The sequence below is a fragment of the Pseudoalteromonas 'SMAR' genome (assembly GCF_048515945.1).
GTDB lineage: Bacteria > Pseudomonadota > Gammaproteobacteria > Enterobacterales > Alteromonadaceae > Pseudoalteromonas.
This window is the reverse complement of the sequence record NZ_JBLWMW010000001.1, coordinates 208022-228149: the sequence shown is the minus strand read 5'-3', so window position 1 is coordinate 228149 and position 20128 is coordinate 208022. Positions and strand designations below refer to the sequence as shown.

Annotated in this window: 17 protein-coding genes; 6 read left to right on the top strand and 11 right to left on the bottom strand. The window is 45.8% G+C overall.

What is annotated here, in order from left to right; genetic code table 11:
* Positions 1–291: 291 nt before the first annotated feature.
* Complete coding sequence (locus tag ACNKW2_RS01010; RefSeq protein ID WP_419146887.1) at positions 292–1098, top strand: hypothetical protein; 807 nt, start codon at positions 292–294, stop codon at positions 1096–1098.
* A 34-nt stretch (positions 1099–1132) separates the two neighbouring features.
* Here the strand turns inward: ACNKW2_RS01010 and ACNKW2_RS01005 are convergent, their stop codons facing one another.
* The 4 genes from ACNKW2_RS01005 to ACNKW2_RS00990 all read right to left on the bottom strand — a co-directional run bounded on the left by ACNKW2_RS01005 (position 1133) and on the right by ACNKW2_RS00990 (position 5989).
* Positions 1133–1858 carry a YebC/PmpR family DNA-binding transcriptional regulator gene (locus ACNKW2_RS01005; RefSeq protein ID WP_419146886.1) on the bottom strand — a complete coding sequence of 242 codons (726 nt, stop codon included), beginning with the start codon at positions 1856–1858 and terminating at the stop codon, positions 1133–1135.
* Between the two features lie 171 nt (positions 1859–2029).
* Complete coding sequence (locus ACNKW2_RS01000) at positions 2030–2647, bottom strand: HAD family hydrolase (RefSeq protein ID WP_419146885.1); 618 nt, start codon at positions 2645–2647, stop codon at positions 2030–2032.
* A 137-nt stretch (positions 2648–2784) separates the two neighbouring features.
* Entirely contained in the window at positions 2785–5286 is a 2502-nt protein-coding gene (locus tag ACNKW2_RS00995; protein WP_419146884.1) for an ABC transporter permease, read from the bottom strand.
* The gene (locus ACNKW2_RS00990; protein ID WP_419146883.1) at positions 5276–5989 is read right to left on the bottom strand and encodes an ABC transporter ATP-binding protein; all 714 of its coding nucleotides are present in this window, start codon (positions 5987–5989) and stop codon (positions 5276–5278) included. Before ACNKW2_RS00990 ends, ACNKW2_RS00995 begins: the two co-directional genes overlap by 11 nt.
* Between ACNKW2_RS00990 and ACNKW2_RS00985 the strand changes: the two genes are divergently transcribed.
* Positions 5988–6608 carry an arylesterase gene (locus tag ACNKW2_RS00985; protein ID WP_419146882.1) on the top strand — a complete coding sequence of 207 codons (621 nt, stop codon included), beginning with the start codon at positions 5988–5990 and terminating at the stop codon, positions 6606–6608. The genes ACNKW2_RS00990 and ACNKW2_RS00985 overlap by 2 nt on opposite strands.
* A gap of 65 nt (positions 6609–6673) precedes the next feature.
* Here ACNKW2_RS00985 and ACNKW2_RS00980 read toward each other — a convergent pair whose 3' ends face one another.
* From ACNKW2_RS00980 to ACNKW2_RS00955, 6 genes are all read right to left on the bottom strand, one after another.
* On the bottom strand, positions 6674–7420 hold the full coding sequence (locus ACNKW2_RS00980; RefSeq protein WP_419146881.1) for a reprolysin-like metallopeptidase: 747 nt from the start codon (positions 7418–7420) through the stop codon (positions 6674–6676).
* 15 nt (positions 7421–7435) lie between these two features.
* Entirely contained in the window at positions 7436–8131 is a 696-nt protein-coding gene (locus ACNKW2_RS00975; RefSeq protein WP_419146880.1) for a hypothetical protein, read from the bottom strand.
* A gap of 231 nt (positions 8132–8362) precedes the next feature.
* Positions 8363–8953, bottom strand: a complete 591-nt coding sequence (locus tag ACNKW2_RS00970) for a 1-acyl-sn-glycerol-3-phosphate acyltransferase (RefSeq protein ID WP_419146879.1) — start codon at positions 8951–8953, stop codon at positions 8363–8365.
* 81 nt (positions 8954–9034) lie between these two features.
* On the bottom strand, positions 9035–9925 hold the full coding sequence (locus tag ACNKW2_RS00965; protein WP_419146878.1) for a hypothetical protein: 891 nt from the start codon (positions 9923–9925) through the stop codon (positions 9035–9037).
* A 147-nt stretch (positions 9926–10072) separates the two neighbouring features.
* Positions 10073–10561, bottom strand: a complete 489-nt coding sequence (locus ACNKW2_RS00960) for a DUF6702 family protein (RefSeq protein ID WP_419146877.1) — start codon at positions 10559–10561, stop codon at positions 10073–10075.
* A complete protein-coding gene (locus ACNKW2_RS00955; RefSeq protein WP_419146876.1) occupies positions 10561–12984 on the bottom strand; it encodes a M1 family metallopeptidase in 2424 nt (807 codons plus the stop codon). Before ACNKW2_RS00955 ends, ACNKW2_RS00960 begins: the two co-directional genes overlap by 1 nt.
* A gap of 425 nt (positions 12985–13409) precedes the next feature.
* On the opposite strand from ACNKW2_RS00955, the gene ACNKW2_RS00950 reads away from it, so the two are divergent.
* The 4 genes from ACNKW2_RS00950 (at position 13410) to ACNKW2_RS00935 (ending at position 19296) form a co-directional block, all read left to right on the top strand.
* The gene (locus tag ACNKW2_RS00950) at positions 13410–13649 is read left to right on the top strand and encodes a hypothetical protein (RefSeq protein WP_419146875.1); all 240 of its coding nucleotides are present in this window, start codon (positions 13410–13412) and stop codon (positions 13647–13649) included.
* An 80-nt stretch (positions 13650–13729) separates the two neighbouring features.
* On the top strand, positions 13730–14926 hold the full coding sequence (locus tag ACNKW2_RS00945; protein WP_419146874.1) for an exonuclease SbcCD subunit D C-terminal domain-containing protein: 1197 nt from the start codon (positions 13730–13732) through the stop codon (positions 14924–14926).
* A gap of 3 nt (positions 14927–14929) precedes the next feature.
* Entirely contained in the window at positions 14930–18586 is a 3657-nt protein-coding gene (locus ACNKW2_RS00940; RefSeq protein WP_419146873.1) for an AAA family ATPase, read from the top strand.
* Positions 18587–18630: 44 nt separating this feature from the next.
* Positions 18631–19296: a class I SAM-dependent methyltransferase gene (locus ACNKW2_RS00935; protein ID WP_419146872.1), complete on the top strand. Its 666-nt coding sequence runs from the start codon at positions 18631–18633 to the stop codon at positions 19294–19296.
* A 195-nt stretch (positions 19297–19491) separates the two neighbouring features.
* On the opposite strand, the gene ACNKW2_RS00930 is transcribed toward ACNKW2_RS00935, so the two are convergent.
* Positions 19492–20052, bottom strand: coding sequence for a DUF6942 family protein (locus ACNKW2_RS00930; protein ID WP_419146871.1), 561 nt, complete (start codon positions 20050–20052; stop codon positions 19492–19494).
* Between the last annotated feature and the right edge of the window lie 76 nt (positions 20053–20128).

Genomic DNA, 20128 nt, shown 5'->3' with positions numbered 1-20128 from the left:
ATTTATTGTCAAGAATATCTCATGAATAAGTCAAAACGTCGCTAAGTGCGCTAGAAACTCTTTCCATAAGCTGCGCTTCCAGCTAGGTTAATAACTTCTCGTAAGAGTTCAGAAAATAGAATTACTCGAATTTTTAAGTGAAATTTTTACACCCAAGAAAAGCAAATACACTTAACTAAAATTAACCTAGAAGCTTTCAAAATACCAAGAACTTGGCTGGATGCGAAGGCTTCCTATAGTTTGTAGTTGGTTCTTGCTTGTGGTCCCTCTTTGGGCTTAATAAAGAAAAACATGAGACAGAATATTATGCTAAAGGAAGTAAGCTATTATTCCCTTGCGGCCTTTGCTAATGTTATGGCACTTATTACGGCGGTATTGGCCAGTACCGCTTTGTGGCAAAGTCAGCAATTATTATTACAGTTTGTATTGCCATCGATAACCATTGCTAGCATATTATGGTTGGCTTGGCGGGTTAAACAGGTTGCCTTGGTACATCCCCTTTCCTCTGCCATAAAGGCCATTAAAGTGTGTTGGGTTAGTGTGCTGTTCTGTAGCGCCGGCGATCTGGTCAATCAAAACCTATGGCAGCAATACCATCGTCAAGACCCTGTTATTCGCCATGACTATTTAATCGACTCTATTTGGTTTTTTGCCCCCGGTTATGGCTTGCTGTTGTATCTGCTGCTGCGTTTTTTACGCCAAGTAATAGGGCTTTCAAGTAATGCTCTGTGGCTTGCCATTGCATTGGCTACGGGGATGGGGTTACTGAGTTTTGTGATGATGTCGCTGAACTCGGCGAGTCACTACTCACTGCTGCTGGCTGGGGGGTACACGGTATTAATGGCAAACCTTGGGGTGTTTGCGGTTATATTGGCAACCTTCGCGCTGAAGCGCAACGACATTATGCTGATGGCTGTAGCGGCGGGCTTTTTACTGGCCACCCTAGCTGATGCGGTTATTGGGCAGTTTTGGTTGTTCGGTAATAATGGCTTGGGCTATTTTCCTGTGGCGAGAAACGTGAATTGGGTGATGTATACCCTATCGCAATCATTAGTATTGTTGTTCCCTCTGATATTGCTGCGCCACTACAAAAAATAACAAAGGCCGCATTGGCGGCCTGTTTTAATGTGATTTACTTGGTCACAATGGCGTTGTGATAGACGTTTTGAACGTCATCAACGTCTTCAAGCATATTGATAAGTTTTTCAAACGCTTCGATGGTTTCTTGGTCGTCAATTTCTACGTGGGTCTGTGGTACCCAAGTAATTTCGTCAACTTCAAAAGTAATGCCATCAAACGCTTCTGTTAGTGCCGTTTTGGCTTTGAAGTACTCGGTGTGCGGTGCAAAAACCGATACCTTGCCATCTTCTACTTCGACATCCGTTACGTCAACATCGGCCATCATTAGCGCTTCCAAAACTGACTCGTCGTCATCACCCGCAAAGCCCAAAATAGCAAAGTGGTCGAACATGTGTGCAACGCAGCCAGGGCTACCTAGGTTAGAACCAGTTTTGGTAAACGGTAAGCGTACATCTTTAATGGTACGATTCATGTTGTCTGTTAGGCAGTCAACGATAATCATGCTGTTACCTGGGCCATATCCTTCATAACGCGCAGGAGAGTAATCTTCACCTGCACCGCCAGCGGCCTTTTCAATGGCTTTATCGATAACGTGAGCCGGAACCTGATCTTTTTTCGCTTTATCAATAAGGCGACGTAATGACAAGTTGATGTCTGGATCGGCGCCGCCGTTTTTAGCCACTACGTATATTTCTTTTCCGTATTTGGAGTTCACTTTTGTTTTTGCCGCCGCCGTTTTTGCCATGGCGTTTTTACGGACTTCAAATGCTCTACCCATCTTAATTCTCGTTTTTAAAAAGATTGCACAAGATTTTACCAAGACATTTGGGTTTGGGCTATACCCAATAGCAGCTATTCGGTAACGGTCACTGTTATCATGTCACTCTAACGACAATACCTCGGTGAGATTGGCTGTAAAGGGGCATTACATCGACCAGTGCTTCGCCTGCTAGGCATAGTCTTTAGGTTTTGACGGTGCAAACTGGTAAAGCGCTGAAATCAACTGCTCAAAATGGTCGATGACGATATCCGCTTGGTCGGCATAATGCGGTTTTACTCCGGGAGCATATAAACAAGAGCGCATTTGGGCGTTTTTAGCCGCTTCTATGTCGTACAAGTAGTCGCCAACGTACACACACTGGCTTGGTGCTACCTGCCACGACTGAGCAACCTGTAGCAAGGCGCTGGGATCGGGCTTGGCTGGGGCGTCGTCTCTGGTAAGCAGAAGCGGTATGGGCAAGCCAGCGGTTTTTAATTTTAGCTCAGCTGCCTTGGTAAAATTTCTGGTTACCACGGCCAAAGGCACACCATGATGAATAAGTTGAGCTAAAGTTTCTGGTACTCCGGGAATAACGCTGCAATGTTGGGCATCGGATAACTCATGTTGATGCACAATGCTCATAGCTTCCTCTTGCATATAGGGAGACGGTAAATCGGCAATAAAGCTTAATAAATCGGTATCCTTGGGGCAGCCTATTTGCGCTCTTATCAGTGAGAAGTCGAGCTCTGAGGTGACAAGAGTGCCATCGAGATCAAAAATAATACCTTGCACTGGTATTCTATCCATGTCGTATCCTTAACATGCAACGCTGTGTTGAGTTATTCATTAAAGGTAGGTACGTAGCTGGGGTTTGTAAAGATCACCACAGCCTAAGGCGCTGAGAAGGTCGAGCCTGACAGGCTGTGTCGCTGTCAGGCCCTTGGTTAGGCAAGCTTTCGGAGCAAACCTTGGGTGTTTTGGCGCATGGTTTTAGCCACCATAAAGTAGCCAATTGCGGCCACAAACAATGCCCCAGTAGCCGGCCCTAACAGCCAAATATAAGGGTGTAGTCTTCCGGCCACATCAAAGGTTTGCACTTGGATAACAAATAAGGTGATGTCGCTAACAATGGCTGCAACCAGTCCTGCTAACGCTCCTAACATCAAAAACTCATATAAGGTAGCGAGCTTAATCAGTCGGCCTTTGGCACCCAGAGTCCGTAAAATCACCGTTTCTTGAATCCGCTCAGCAAGGCTGGCTTGCACTTGTGAAATAAGCACCAAAGAGCCACTAATTAGCACGATACTTAAAACAAAGCTGATCGCCATGGATACTTGCGAAATCATCGACTGCGCTTGTTTTATCTGACTTTGGATATCAATCATGCTAATGGTTGGATACTGCTTTAATAGTGCGCTAATGGTTTCATTGTCTTCGCTACCAAGCTTGGCTGCAGTAAAGTAGGTGACTGGAAATTGCCCGGCAATTTGAGCGTTAAAAATCATCACAAAGTTGGGTTTCAGTGAGCCCCAGTTTACACTACGGATACTGCTTACCTTAGCCTCGATGGTTTGGTTGTTAATCAAAAAGCTCAGGGTATCGCCAACCGCAATGCCCACTCTTTCAGCGACCCCTTCTGCAACCGACACCTGTAATTGCTCGGTGTCATCAAACCATTGCCCTGCAACAATTTCATTGCCTTCAGGCAGCTCATTAAGCCAAGTAAGGCTAAGCTCGCGACCGACTCCTTCTCTGGCTTCTTCGTCTTGCTGCTCACCTTCTTGTAACGAGGCTCTGCGGGCAAACTCTTCGCCGTTTAAGGCATTTACTCGGCCACGAAAAACAGGGTAAAAGTGTTCATGGGGAATGGCGTTTTGTTCAAATTGAGCCGCCATTGGTGCAATTTCACGTTCATTAATATTAATGAAAAAAGCATTGGGGGCATCAGGTGGAACTTGCATTTGCCAGTCGGAAATCATGTCATTTTTCAGTACCACCAAAAACAGCATTAGCTTTATCGCCAGCGCAAAGCTGATCAGCTGAATGGCATTAGCATTGGCGCGCTTTTGTAGGGTTGCTATTGCCAAAGACCAACTTGACCCTGGGCTTAGGCCCAGACTGCGACCTGCTTTAAACAGCAACCGCGACACCACAAATAATACCGCCATCAGTAAAGCAGTGGCAGAGAATAAAATCGCAGTGATTTTAATGTCACGACTGAATAGCCACATTAAGGCAAAAATGGTGGCTACCGATAACCCCATGTGAATACGGCTAATGGCAATGCTATCGCCAAGGTTGCGGCGCAATACCCGAAGAGGTGGTATATCAAATAAATCCAGCAGCGGCTTTAACGAAAACATCATTGCACACACCACACCAACGGCAATGCTCAGCAGCCAAGGACGCGGCCCTGCCGGTGGTAGGCTGGTATCCATAAAGGAAATAAGGTAAGAAGCCCCCACGCTTTGCAGTGCATAACCAATGACCAAACCAATCACTACCGAGAACACGGTCACTAGGCTCAAGTGTAAGAGGTAAATACGACGGATGGTAGAACGGCTACCGCCAAGGGTTTTCATCATGGCTACGGGGTCGTATTGACGCTCACAGTAGCGCTTGGCTGATACCGCCATGGCCACCGCTGCCAACATAATACCGAACAGGCCCGCTAACAATAAAAAGCTCTCTGAGCGTGCTAGATTTTCGCCCAGCGGCGATTGCCGGTCTTTAATGCCTTGCCAAGACTGATTGTTTTTTAATTGTGGCTTTAGCCAAGCGTAATAATCGCTTAGCTGTGTCTCAGAGCCTGAAAACAGCAAGCGATAAAACACCCGACTGCCTGGTTGTATGGCTTTGGTGGTGGGAATATCAGCAAAGTTAATAAGTACTCGCTTATTTCCTGCAAGGGAGAAAAACGGCGCATCGGGCTCGTTAATTAGCACTTTACTAACTTGAAAACGCCCTGCCCCAATTTCCACTGAGTCACCAACGGCAAGCCCTAAGGAGTAAAATAGTCCTTCACTAAGCCACACATGGCCTGGCTTTGGTGCACCTTGTATTAAGTACTCTGAGCCGTCAATGGTATCTTTCAGGGTCACTTGCCCTCTTAGTGGGTACGACTCTGAGACGGCTTTAATTGAACCCAGTACCAGCTCGTCATTGGCGAACAGCATAGAGTCAAAAAACACTTGCTTGGCGGTGTTCAAGCCATAGTCTTGGGCCGTACTGACAAAGCTGGGGTCGAAGTCATGGTTGCTGGATAGGCGTCTGTCGGCGGCAATAAAGTCAGCCGACTTTTGTTCAATGTTAAGGCGGATCCGCTCGGTGATGGACGATAAACTAAACACCGTTAACACCGCCAGTGCGATGGCTGCAAGGATAATGGTTAGCTCCCCTCTGCGCAGCTCTCGCGAGAATAGAGTAAGTGCTAACTTAAACCACATTCTTTGCTGCTCCTTGCTTTATCACTTCAAGCTTACCACCTTCAATGTGAATGATGCGATCGCACTGTTGTGCCAGTTGTTCATCGTGGGTGACTAACACCAAGGTGGTGCCATTTTCTTTATTGAGATCGAACAGTAACTTCTCAATGAGGTGGCCATTTTTGCTGTCTAAGTTCGCCGAAGGCTCATCGGCAAACAAAATCTTTGGTTTGCCAACAAAGGCTCTGGCTATAGCAACACGCTGTTGCTCACCACCGGATAACTGCGATGGGTAATGCGTTAAGCGATGGCCTAAGCCAACTTTTTCGAGTAATTCTGTGGCTTGTTGTTTGGCCCCTTTGTCTCCCGCCAACTCAGCAGGTAACATCACGTTTTCTAACGCAGTTAAACTTTGCACTAGCATAAAAGACTGAAACACAAAGCCGACTTTTTCAGCGCGAAGCTGTGCCCTGGCTTCTTCATTCATGGTTTGTAGTGGGTCACCGTCAAGAAACACTTCTCCTTGGCTGGCAATGTCGAGCCCCGCTAACAAACTGAGTAAGGTGGATTTACCAGAACCCGAGGCCCCGACAATGGCAACGGACTCTCCCGACTTGACAGTGAAATCGATATCACTAAGGATAGTGAGCTCACCCTCGACGGTAGAGACCTGTTTAGTTAGGCTCTTTACTTGGATCATATTTAACTGAGAAAGCACTGACATGAAGTACTATTTCCTAAAGTTGTTGTTCATACTTGTTATCTTTATGACGCCTTTGAGCGCAAATGCCAAGCAAAAACTCATGATAGTTGGTGATAGCTTAAGCGCCGCCTATGGCATGAAACAAGATGATGGTTGGGTAAAATTGTTACAAAATAAATACGATTCGGAACAAAAATCGATCGCAATCGTCAATGTCAGCGTCAGCGGGCAAACCACTGGGAACGCGCTTGCCAAGATAGCGCAACAGCTTCAGGATATTCAACCGAGCCATGTGTTAATTGAGCTCGGAGGCAATGATGGTTTGCGCGGCTTTCCAGTTAAGCGCCTGCGCTCCAACTTAACTGAGATGGTTCGTGCTAGCCAACAAGCAGGGGCGAAAGTGGCGGTGATGGAGATCCAAATTCCACCGAATCTTGGGCCACGCTACACGTCAATGTTTACCGCCAGTTATAAGGCGGTGACAGAGGCCACAGATAGTTACTTAATGCCCTACTTTATGTTGGAAGTCGCCGGCAAGCCGGATTTAATGCAAGACGACAACTTACACCCCAATGAGCAAGCTCAACCTTTGATCCGAGATTTTATGTACCGTGAGATTAATAAGTGGATGGCACAGTAAAACGGCATTTTTATAACTAATAAGCCCGCATAAAGCGGGCTTATTAGTTATTTGAGCAGTCGCGATTATTTGAAGTTTGCTATGCTATTTTTTGTCGCATCGACTGTTTTCCAAGCAAATGCTTTGCCCCATTCGCCATAAGTATAGCCATTCAATGACCAGTTTGGATTAGAGAAGTAGTCATACTGAGTGGCATTACCATACACATGCGGGTAAGCCATGATACTAGCAAACTGGTTATATACACCATAGCCCATGCCATCCACATACACACCGCCACTGGTATCACCTTGCGCTGGTGAGTGAGTAAGCCCTTGGTTATGGCCTAGTTCATGCACAAATGTGGTCGCACCGCAATCAACAGCGGTAATGCTGTACATACGACCAGAGGCACTGGGATTTAGGTTACCCGTAGCGCTACTGCCTTGACCCACCCATGCGATACCACAGGTTGTTCCGCGAGCGGTACGTTCAGCTGTGCCTATCACTGCGATCATATCAGCGCCCCAATTATTACGTAAATTGGCTAGGTAACCGCTGTCAGTTACGCTGTTTAGCCAACCACCTGTCGGTCGAATATCGTAATTACCTAGGTTTTGAGTGCCCACTAGGCGCAAATTTAGATTTAAGTTGTTCTGACTATATACCTGATTAGTAAATGAAACTAACTGGTTGATCTTAGTATTAATGTTAGCTGTTGCCGCAGCAGACTGATCGGTATATAAAATACCAATATCAATGGTTTGCGCTGATGCCGCCGAGGATAGCGTGAGTGCTGTTGCCAGCGATAGTACCTTTACTGTTGTTTCCATTTTTCTTCCTTTCTTTTAGTTAATGTTACTTTTTGGGTTAAAGATATCTTTTTGCACGCCTGAAGATGGCTCCTTGGCGTGCGATGGATGCATTTCTTCTTCTTGATGGGAGCGATAGAGGTCGCGCTTGGCTGCTATCCAGCCATATTGATCTTTGGATTCAAACACATAGTTACCACTGGGGACGGTCAGCTGACCATAAACGGCATTCTCACCAACCGTTAATACGGTGGTATGAAAACGACCATCAACGCCAGTGACTTTGCCAAATATACTTTTATCGCCATTGCCTGACTCTGAGATTGAGGTCACCTCGGCAATAAATGAGGCTTGTGTTTGTGGGATCAATAATTCGAAGTTTTGGCCAGGCTCAAGTGCTCTTAACGAGTCCAAGTCAAACTCAATGTAGGCTTCATTATTAAGATCTTTGGGCAATACGTTAGCCGCCTGCAAGATTTGCTTAGCTTCAGTGGAGGGCTTATTAACGGCATAAAAACCGGATGCAGGTAAACTCGGTTTGGTGCCGGTAGCTTGCTTTTTTGTTATCTTTTTCTCTGGCGCTGTGATGTCTTTTGCTTTCTCAGCGCTGGGCTTTGAATTAGGCTGAGCTACTACAGCGACCTTCGCTGTGGTTGAGGTGTTGTGTTGAGTTAAAACCCAAAAGGCGGCGGCAATCAGTGTCAGCAGTACAGTAACAATAAATATACGCATTAGTTAATCTCATCATCGAAGCAATGATGAAATAATATTCAAATTCGATTATTTATAGCAACTTAATTTTAACTTTTTGTTTTCAATTGACGTCATTAAATTGAAATATCTTCATGATATTAAAAGGTAAGTTTCATTAACAATTGTTTACATTTTTGGTTTTGATGTAGTTTAATGCCATGAAACGCCAAACTTTACTGCTACCAGACGTGTGTTATGGCTGTTTAGTTGCTACATGCCAGAAACTTGCTGGGGGTATTTTGCCATGGCCTTACAATATCCTGACTTTACTTTGGCAAGCAGCATATCAACATCTTCTTCGGCATCAGGCGGTACGGGTGGCATAATAATAAAGGTCTTATTACGATAGTCGATGGCCATGGGTACAATGGGCACTTGGACGGCTTGTGCGATATAAATAAACCCTTTTTTCCATTCTGGTGTGTGCTTTCTGGTTCCCTCTGGCGCGAGCCCCAATACTAAGGCATCTTTTTCAGCAAAAATCTGGCTAACTTGCTCAACCATACCGTGAGGTGAGTCTCTACGTACCGCAATGCCACCCCAATGACGCAGTAACCAACTGACAGGCGGGATAAAAATACTGTGTTTACCAAGAAAGCGAATGTCGACATCCAATGCTAGCTTAACGGCAATGGCAATAAAAAAATCCCAATTGGAAGTGTGAGGCGCCACTGCAGCGACAAACTTGTTACTATTGGGAAACTGGCCGCGAATTTTCCAGCCCATTAGCTTTAGCATCAATTTTCCAATCGCTCTGCCTAAGGGGCTGTTGGCTCGAGGGATCTGTGGAGGTAGTTCCATACGCTCTACGATAAATAGACAGGTTATTGTTAAGACTGTACTAATACCTTATCTGCTTATGCAAGTATTTGTTGAGCTGGACTAATGAGGCGCAATGCATTGATGAATGGGTTTCCAAGTATAGCGCGCATCAAAAAGAATGTCGCGGGTATGGCTGGTTAGGTTGGGGTTGTGGAGTTTGAGCGTTTTTCGCGTGCTAAATTGCGCCTTGTCGATGGCGGTTTTAGAAATAGGGTGCGAAAAATAGAGTTGATCAAACGAACCATCATCGATGGCTTGGTTGAGTCCATACTCAAGGCGCTCTTTTAGCCTGGTATTTTGTTTTGTCACAAAAAAATACATGGCGGCGGGGTAACACAAGGCAAACCTTGGTGCCACAGTGACTTTTTGGTAGCCACTCAGTTCGGTCCATGGCTCATGAAGGGCTCGTGGAAATAAGTCAAAACGACGCTGTTGAAACATTTTTGGTAATGTACTGGCGTTGCTGGTGGTTACCACAAAGCCATTGGCTTCGTATATTGCTGTATCTGGCCAATCTGAGCCACTGCCTAAGGTGAAGTTGGTAAGCTGTGCTGCTGAATCAATGAGCTCTAATTTGTCTAGGGTATCTTCTCGCACTAAAAGCAACCTAGCGCCCATCATGCCTTTTAGTAATGGCACATACACGGTTCCGAGTTGTTTTTCCCGCTGTTTAGAGGTCATGCTCCAATGCACATCTAATAATTTCCCTCGCTCAACAAGGTCGAGAGTTCTGCCTTGTGGGGTGTGATCAAAGGAGTTTTCAAATAACTGATACGGTCCGTAGCGTTCTCTGCTTTTATTAAGCGCCATACGCAGCAAAGCAATATAATAATCTTGTTTGGGATCATTATACTGTTGAGAGATATTGTAGCGAACGACATCGGTAGCCAACACAGGTGTAGAAAACAACCAAGCTGCGACATAGAACGACAGTAAATAGAAGGTATTCACTCCTTTTCCCTCCTCACTTTATTTGCGGCAACACAACGCATTTCTTTAACATTAGTTCACGAAAGGGCGGTTTGCTATGTTTGTTGTTAGTTTATTAAAGTGGGGAAAAGTAGCGGGCCCGCTCAGCACTGTGGCGGGCTGAATGATTTAGAAAGAAACGCTAAGCCAATTATCATCGCCGTTAAAGTTTAGGCTTTTGACTTTGTCTAATCCTTCAAAGTTAACTAGGTTAACTTGTTGTGGCCAAATATCACGCAATACTCCGTGCTGCATTTCCAGTGTATCAAACTGTTTGGGAATGGGGGTTTGCTGATATACCCAAAAAAACCGACCATCAATTTCAGCACCAACGAGTTCGAGTGGCAGTGGCTGAGCAGGAGAAATGCGCATAGCAACGCGCTCGTCAACGTATTGAGCGAATCGAGCACGATCTTCTGCGCTGTTAAATAAGTCAGCGTGATCATCAAAAATCCCTTCTACCGCATGCTCGGTATCATGCAAATGGAAGCGGTGCATGATCTCGATGTTGCCGGTGCGCTTATTGAATAGCACCGTAGTGATCGCGGCTTTAAGCTGATGCGCAAAGCTCGGTGGCGCTATGAGCACCACCACAATGGCGATAAGCCAAGCTTTCATTAGACTTCCTCTTGCTCTTTATCGGTTTTTATCTGGGTTTTACTGTCTTGCATAATATCGCGATGCACTTTGCCGTGGCGTTTCTTTTTCTTAAACACTTCTAAACGTGATTCAATGATCCGTCTGGGATAGTGGTTATTTTCAATGTCAACGTCAGCCGTTTCCCAACGAGGATCTACACTAACAGAAGCCAATGGCTTGTCTTTGTCTGTAATGATCAACTTGCTGACATGACGAGCATTTTTACGCCAAACTTCCGCTGGGATCATGCGTTCTTCCTTGCTGCCATCTTGATAGGTTAACTCTAACAAAATAGGCATAACGAGGCCGCCAAGATTACTAAATTCCATAACATAGTAGTTGTTGTCCTCAGCTACCGCACGTTCCAGCGTGCGCTTTTCCCAAGGTTTTAATTTGTCGAGGAATTCCTGATACTCGTTGCGCTCTTTATTGGTCACCGTAAATTGGTCGTTTTGGTCGTAGAAATCTTGGATATCTTGATTTTTGTCAACCCACAGTGCCCTACCCTCTTCACGGTTACGCTTAACAAACAAGGACATGGGCTTGTTTTTTTCAAATTCGCGTAAGCGACCATAATCAATATCGGGATTTTTGGTATCAATTCTCAGCTGGTAAATTTTATCCAGTGAAATATCAACGTGGTCGGTGCTGTAAAACCAGCCGCGCCAAAACCAGTCTAAATCAACCCCAGATGCTTCCTCCATGGTTCTGAAAAAATCTGCTGGAGTGGGACGTTTGTATTTCCAGCGCTGAGCATACTCTTTAAAGGCAAAATCAAATAGCTCTCGACCGAGAATCACTTCGCGTAAAATATTCAGTGCCGCTGCAGGCTTAGTGTAGGCATTTGGCCCCAGTCTTAGCACGCTGTCAGATTGCGTCATAATCGGGGTTTGATGCTCCGACTTCATATAAGCGGCAATATCTCGTGGTTCAACGCCCCACGGGATAGTAGGATCCCATTCACGCCCAGCCACGCCATCTAAAAAGCTGTTTAAGCCCTCGTCCATCCAAGTCCACTGGCGCTCGTCGGAGTTGACAATCATAGGAAAGTAAATGTGGCCAATTTCATGGATAACCACCCCAATTAAAAAGCGCTTTTCTGCTAAAGAGTAGGTTCTGGTGCCATCATCTTGCAATTTGGTGCGCGGACCATTAAAGGTGATCATCGGATACTCCATGCCACCTACCGGGCCATTGACCGACTGTGCGGTGGGGTATGGGTAATCAAAAGAAAAGCGCGAATAGACTTCCATGGTATGGATCACCGACTCAGTGGAGTACTTTTTCCAAAGGTCGCCGCCCTCTTTAGGATAAAACGACATGGCCATCACCAACGGCTGCTCATCCCCGCCTTGCTGATAACCTTTGGCATCCCACATAAACTTACGTGATGAGGCCCAAGCAAAGTCGCGGACATTTTGCGCTTTAAAGTGCCAGGTTTTGGTCTCTTTGCTGTGTGACTTCTCTTTCTCTAACGCTTCTTCTTCGGTGACAACGAAAACCGGGCGCTTGGCTGTTTTTGCTTGTTCTAACCGTGCTTGCTGTGTCTTAGTGAGCACGGAACTGGGGTTGGCTAACTCACCGGTGGCTGACACAATATGATCTGCTGGCACGGTGATCTCAACGTCGTAGTCACCAAATTCGAGAGTAAACTCGCCACTGCCTAAAAAGGCTTTATTGGTCCAAGCTTCGTAATCTGTGTAAGCGGTTAAGCGAGGAAACCACTGCGCCAGCAAGAAAATGTCGTTGCCATCTTTTTCAAAGTGCTCATATCCCGAGCGTGCGCCAACGGCATCTTCTTCAACAATATTAAAGGCAAAGTCGAGTGAGAACTCGGTCGCTTCATTGCTGGCCAGTGGTTGGTTTAAGTCGACCCGCATCATGGTATCAACGATGGTCACTTTTAACTCTTGGCCCTTGCTGTCGGTGACATTACTGATCACAAAACCCAGTTCGTTGTCGGCCATAAATTGCTGGCGACGCAGCTGATTGAGGGAAATTTTTGCTGGCTTTGCGATAGGATTACTCTGTAATTCATTCCCAAAAGTGGCGCTGCGTTCGGCCATAGAGTCCGCTTTAAAGATATTTTGGTCCAGTTGTAACCATAAATACTTTAATTGATGGGGGGAATTATTTTGGTAGCGGATTGTTTGGCTGGCGCTCAAACGACGAGCTTGTTCGTCCAGTGTCACATCAATATCATAGTCTACCTGTTGTTGCCAATAGCGCTCCCCAGGCGCACCGGCTGCGCTACGATAAACGTTAGCGGTAGGGAGAGTTTCATCAAGCTGGCGAAATTTATCTTCAAAACTGCCTTTGGTTTGCTTAATGGCAGTGGCATTTGCCACAGTGGAAAGAGCCACGCTGCCTAACAGCGTGAGTAATGGGAGGGTTCTTATCATTCTTTTTCTCAATTGGTTAAGGCCAGCCATCGTGCCATGTCGCAAAACCAAGTTTAGCGCTCATGTAGCAGTTGCAAGCGGATCGTCAGTGTCAATAAAGTGACAAAGAACATTTCACAAAGCAAAATTTTGAGATAAAGTAACAAAATTGTCTGATGACGCGGCCCCCTTTGCCATCTGCTTTTGTAAGTTGTTGTTATACAGATATATTATTAATTGAGTATGGCTCGTAAATTTACATGCCAAGAAGGTATTTTGTCAGCTTATTGTCTCTATTTTATAAATAAATAAAAAAAACAGAATAAGTGGTTGATATTGACCCAAGTTTGTCTTTAAAATCGCGCACTTCACAAGCTCTGGGTAAAACTGGCGTTAGTTTTGCTCTGTACTAAATACCCGTTTAGCGAAGAAATGTGGTGGGCAGTATGGATTTCTACATACTAAAAAAACAAGAGAAGTTTGTTGCAATTCCAGCAGACGAACAAAACTGTAAAGGTTACTTAGACGAAGGCTATTTCTACGTTGATAAGGTAGCCGCTTGCAATGAAAAATCCGCGATCAAGCGGGTGCAAGAAAAGCAAAAGCGTGTCATTAAAGTACCAGCAATGTTCTTTTTATTGGCACTGCCAGTGATTATGTTGGTATGGTGGCAACTGAGCCATTGAGCTAACACCATGGAATAAGCACAAGACGAACGTCGCCAGACGATGTTATATTAGCGTTTCTATTAGAAAAGGAACGCTAAATGAAGGTTTTACACACATCTGATTGGCACCTAGGGCAATCGTTTTATGAACATGAACGAGCGGCTGAGCATCAGCAATTCTTAGATTGGCTAAGCGAAACACTGCAGCAGCATCAAGTTGACATTCTGCTTATTAGCGGGGATATTTTCCACACCGCCACTCCCCCTGCCAGCGCCGAAAAACAACTCTACACCTTCATTCAGCACATCTCAAAACACTTACCTCAGCTCCATATTGTGTTGATAGCTGGCAATCATGACTCTGCCAGTGGCATTGAAACCGCCAAGCCGCTGTTGCAGTCCTTTAATACTCATGTCGTGGGTCACTTTGATAAAAACGCACCAGAGCAAGTGGTATTAACCTTAGCAACCGCAACGACAACCGCTCATGTGGTTGCTATGCCCTTCTTACGCGGCGGCGACTTGCCCCGTCAAAGTGGCGATAATAGCTACCAGCAAGGGGTTGCACAGGCCTACCAACAAGCCATTGACACCATTGCCAAGCCATCAGGCCCGATTATTTTAATGGGACATTTACACGCTAAAGGTGGCAGTATCTCTGAAGATTCTGAGCGCAATATCAATATCGGTGGCTTTGATGCTGTTTCTGCAAACGTGTTTGGCGAGCAATTTGATTATGTCGCGCTGGGTCATTTGCATAAGGCACAAACTGTTGCAAAGCAAAATGCAATTCGTTATAGCGGCACCCCGCTGCCAATGTCTTTTTCTGAACGTAACTATCAGCATCAGGTTTTACTTTTAGAGTTTTCTGATAGCGACTTGCTGGATGTAAAGCCCCTTTACATTCCAAGGTTTCAACACCTTCTTTATATCCCAGAGCAAGGTGCTGCCACGCTTGATGAGCTATGCGAACAAATCAACAACACCGACTTTGGGCAATATGAAGAAAAACCTTATGTGCGTTTGCGCCTCAGTGCTACTGAATCCAGCAGTCGTTTTCGGGCAGAGATTGATGCCGCTTTAAAAGATAAGCCGGTGCTATTTTGCGGTATCGAACGGGTGAGTAAAGCGGATGAGGATAAAGAATCGCAATTTGAAGATCTTGGTAAGGTGGAGTCGTTAAGCGTAAATACGCTACTGGATATTGCTTACCGTGAGATTGACCCGGAGCAACAGGCGGCACCTAAAGCGTTACATGACAAACTTGCCGCCGTTATCACAGCCATGGAGGACTAGCCGGTGAAACTGGAAAAAATAGCCATAGAAAACTTGGCTTCAATTGTTGACGCGGAAGTTGATTTCACCGCTGCGCCGCTGAGCGATACTGGCTTATACGCGATTACCGGAGACACTGGCGCCGGTAAAAGTACCTTATTGGATGCTATTTGTTTGGCTTTATATGGCAAAACAGCCAGATTGAAATCAGATGATAAAAAGACGGTGGCCTTCAATGGCGATGATATAAAACTCAATGATCCTAGAAACCTATTACGTCGTGGTTGCGTATCCGGCTCGGCTAAGGTGCAGTTTTTAGCCCAAGACGGTAAACGCTATCTGGCTTGTTGGTCGGTTGAGCGGGCGAGAAAAAAGAGCGCTGGAAAACTTAAAACAGCGAAACTGGAGTTGTATACTTGGCCGCAAGAGACCTTGGTGTGTGAGGGTAAACGTGAAACCGAGCAAAAAATTGAAGAGTTGGTTGGTTTGAACTTTGAGCAGTTTACCCGAGCTGTGTTACTTGCTCAGCATGAATTTGCCGCTTTTTTAAAAGCCAATGGTGATGAGCGCGCCCAGTTGCTTGAGTGTCTTACTGGCACAGAGAAGTTCAGTAAAATTGGTCAAGCGGTGTTCGAAGCGCACAAAGAAAAAAAGCAGCTACTGCAGCGCCAAGAGGACAAGCTCGGTGAGATTGAACTGCTCACTGAAGAACAACAACACACCTTGCATGAACAACAACAGCAACTCATTCAGCAACGAGATTCCCATCAGCAACAGTTTAATACTGCTAACGCGCAGCGACAGTGGCTCGATGCTCTAGCAAAACGAAAACAGCAGCTTAATCAAGTCGAGTCGCAGTTGCAGACGCTAGCGCAGCAACTTGTTCAGTTAGCCCCGCAGCAAGAAAAAGCACAGCAAATCAGCAAAGCTAACTCAATGCGCGATAATGTTGAGCAACAAACACAGGCTCAAGCAAAGTTGCATGAACTGGAGCAACGTTTAAAGCATCTGCGTGAACAAGACTTTGAGGCTAAGATTGCCGCGTGTGAGAAAAATAAACAACAACAGCAACACACTTTACAGCAGTTGCAAACGGAGTTTGATGGCCTTTCTGATAGTTTTGCTGCAGTGAAAAAAATTGATGAAGAGCTGGCCAAGCATCAAGTGCAACAGCAACAAGCAAATCGCCATTATGAAGAAGCACAATCGTTGGTGCAGCAATATGCTCAGCGTATCAAAGCGCTGGTGCTGCAGGTATCAGACGTAACGGCTGAGTTGCAAGCCCTAGAAAAGAGGCAAGAACAACAGCAGTGGCTTGCTGGTATTGCCCAGCAATGGTCAGCGCTAAAGCCACAATTTCAAGATTTAATCACTCAGCAACAGCAATTGCTTAAGAGCCAACAACAATTACGTAGCTTACCAAATCAACAGCAACAATTAGCTGAGCGGTTGCAACAGCAACGTCAGCAGTTTGAACAAGCGCAATCACAGCAGCAAAACGAACAATCACAACTGAGCGCATTGCAACAAAAACTAGCTGGCTTTAAAGACCTTGATGTTAATCAGCAAGTCAGCAACTGGACTCAAGCACTACAGAGCCGTCAGCAACTCGAACAACAGCAAGAGCACCTTGCTCAGTTGCAGATCCAGCAAACCCAACATCAAATAGCGCTGCAACGTCTTGAAGAGCAGCTCAAAGACACCAAACAACAAGATGAACTGACTAAGCAGCGGGTTGCCTTATCGCAGGACAACTTAGCGCAGGTACAGCTTCGTGCCAGCGACAGTATTAGCCACTTAAGAGCCCAGTTACAGCCAGGGCAAGAGTGTATGGTGTGTGGCGCTAAAGATCACCCTTATGCCGTCGAACACATTGATAAGCATTGGCAACAGCTGTTAGAGGATTTCCGTGGACAGACTCATGCAGCGGAGCAAGCGCGAGAACAAGTGCTGCAACGTTACAATGAATTAGTTGGACAAAAAGAGCGTGAAAACGCCCTATTACAGTCCACTATACATGAAGTGGCGCAATCTCAGCGAGCCATTGATACACAGCAACAGCAATTGAATGCGCTCCCTAGCGACTATCACAATGTAACCAGTGAGCTGGCGCAGCAGCGACTCGAAGAGGCGCAACAAGCGCGGGCTCAGTTCAATCAATTAAGAACTCAGCAGGATGAACAATGGCAACGATGTCAGCAAGCTCAGCAGCAGCTTGATGCCATACAGCAACAACTCACGGCGTCGCAGCAAGAACAAACCGCATTTACGCAACAACAGGCGCAACTTGAAGATGAGGTGGCGAAATATCAACACAGCGTCCATGAGCTGCAACAGCGACTGCAGCAATTGCTACCGCAACAAGCCTGGTGGCAGCACTTTAGTGACAGCGACACTGAGGCACTGGAGGAATTAGAGAGTCAGGTGAGCAACTGGTTACAGTTATGCCAACACGTTGAGACGCTGCAAGAAAAAATAAAAACCACTCTACAGCAACAAGATGCTGAGCAAGAAAAGCGCAGTTACCAACAACAGCAGCTTAGGCAATTTGAGTCACAGCGAGATCAGCACCAACAAGCGCTGCAGGAGCTGGCGTCTGAACGGCAAGCCTATTTGCCGGCGGACAAAACTCGAGAGCAATGGATTGCAGAGTATCAACATGGCCTTGAGCAGGCACAGCAGAGGCTTCATGACGCTGTGATTGCCTACAATCAGGCTGTTACAGAGCTTGAGAAAGCGAGGCACAGCATCACCGAACTGCAGGCGCAGCAACAGGATCTAAAACAACGATTACACACCCTCAATGAGCGTATAGCGCAATGGCTGGCGCAAGATCATGGCATTGAAGATGTAGCGCAGTTACACGCTTTGCTGGGAGAGCCTTTGGCACCAGCAGAGGAAGTGATCCGCCAATATAGCCAATTAACCCAGCAGCAACATGAAGCTAAATTACTGCAGCAGCACCAACAGCAAGAAATCGAACAGCTTCTCACCCACTACCCTGAGGGAGTTGATGAGGAGCAGTTGCAACAGCAACTGAATGAATTGCAGCAGCAGTTGCAGCAAACCCAGCAACAATTATTGCAGGTGCAAACACAGCTAGAACTCGACAGTCAAAACCGCGAAAAGTTTGCCGCCCAAGCCAGCCAACTTGAGCAACAGCGGCAAGATTACGAACACTGGTATTTATTAGACAAGCTGCTTGGCGATGCCACAGGTAAAAAGTTGCGTAACTGGGCGCAAACGCAAACCTTGAGGATTTTACTGCAATACGCAAATCAGCAGTTGCGCAGCTTGTCGAAGCGCTATGTGCTGACGACCATCGAGCAATCTTTGGACATTGCTATTATTGACAAGGATATGGCTGATGAACAGCGCAGCGTCAATACCTTATCTGGTGGCGAATCTTTCTTAGTTTCTTTGGCACTAGCGTTAGGTTTGGCGGCATTGTCGGCCAATAAGGTGCAGATCCACTCGCTGTTTATTGATGAGGGGTTTGGCACCCTAGATCCTGAGACTCTGGCGGTTGCTATTGATGCCTTGGATGCCTTACAGTCTCAAGGGCGTAAAGTGGGGGTGATTTCCCATGTGGCGCAAATGAGTGAACGCATTGCCACCCGCATACACGTCAATAAGCGGCCCGGCGGGTATTCGGCGTTAACCTTCATTCCTGAGTCTTAACAATGTGCCGAGCACTACGCATTCAGTAATTTAAGGAGCAGAATATGCCTACTTTTAACGGTGAGGAAGCACTACATTACGATAAGCGCATTACAAAGCTGGTGCCAGGTTATGAATTACTGCATCAATTAACCGCTGCGCAACTTATGGCACTGTACCCACAACAGGCGAAAATTTTGGTGGTTGGTGCCGGCACAGGAAAAGAGATTATTGAACTGGCTAAAATAAACCCCAGTTGGACGTTTATTGCCCAAGATACATCGGCCGACATGCTTGCAATTGCAGATCAGCACTTTACTAAGTTGGAAATAAACTCACGTGTCACGCTTCATCACGGTCCGCTGCAATCCGGTGAGTATCAGGTCGATGTGGTGTTGTGCCTGCTCGTTATGCACTTTGTTAGCGATAACGGTGATAAAGAAACGCTATTTCGGTTAATGGGGCAGCAAGTAAAAAATGGCGGCTATTTGTTCTTGGCCGACCTTGAGCGCCCTGTCACTCCATTTGAGCGTGAGGCACAGCTTTTGGTATGCAAACAGTTGGGTTTAACGGACGCCGGTGAACAGCGCATGAGGGGGAACTTTGAGCGTGAGTTTTACCCACTCGATAAAATGCGCTTAGCTGAACTGCTTGATAATGCTGGGTTTAAGCCGGCGAGGCCTTATTTTAAAGCGCTCGGTTTTGCTGGCTACAACACGCAAAAATACTAAGTGCCTTGCTCATGTTAGATGGGTGGCTTGAACAGCAACTTAGTAAAAATATGATCCTATTGAAATAAAAGAGAAAAGCATTCTATTAAGCTAGTAAAATCCTGATCTCTTAATCTTTACAGTCTGCAATTAAGAAGTAGAGATCAGTATATTACTAGGTAAAAAGTTGATCCCAGTCGTTAATTATTTTTTCTTTTAATCATTGTTCGATCCGGAAGCTTGTTTAATTATATTAACTAACTTATTGATTTTAATGTTACTTAATTGCCGATAATCAAGAAACGGTGAAACGATTAGGCGGCGCTCATAGTCAACCGCGAATTCGCTGTCTAACCAAACCAAGTTGTTAGTAAAAACGTGATCTCTGAGTAGCTTTTTTGCATAGGTGCGACCTGCGATAATGTGCCATTGATAGCGGTTTGCAGCTAAATCTGGTGGACTGAAAAGCAGCGCTTCTTGTGAGGTGGATTGCAGTAATTGGTTGTCGCGGTAGTCTTGCCAGCGCTCATAGTTAGTAATTTGATGATCTAAAAAAGCGCCAGCGGCCAAGGTTTTGGCAAAAACATTAAAAATTTTACGCCAGCCATTGCCACACTGGGCACCAATATGAGCCACTTCTCCAAGTGCCAGAGGCAGCACTTGCTGACAATCCTGGTAAGGAGGTAAAGGGGGCGCATGTTCAATGTAGAAAGCAAGTAAGCCACTTTTAGCACCCAGCCCACGAGTTAGTATTTTTTTGTTCTGTTCCTTTAACATTGCGACCTCTAGAGAGAGTTTATACTAAATAGTAAAACAATCGCTGGCCAGAAGCACCTAATAATACCCTTCCCAA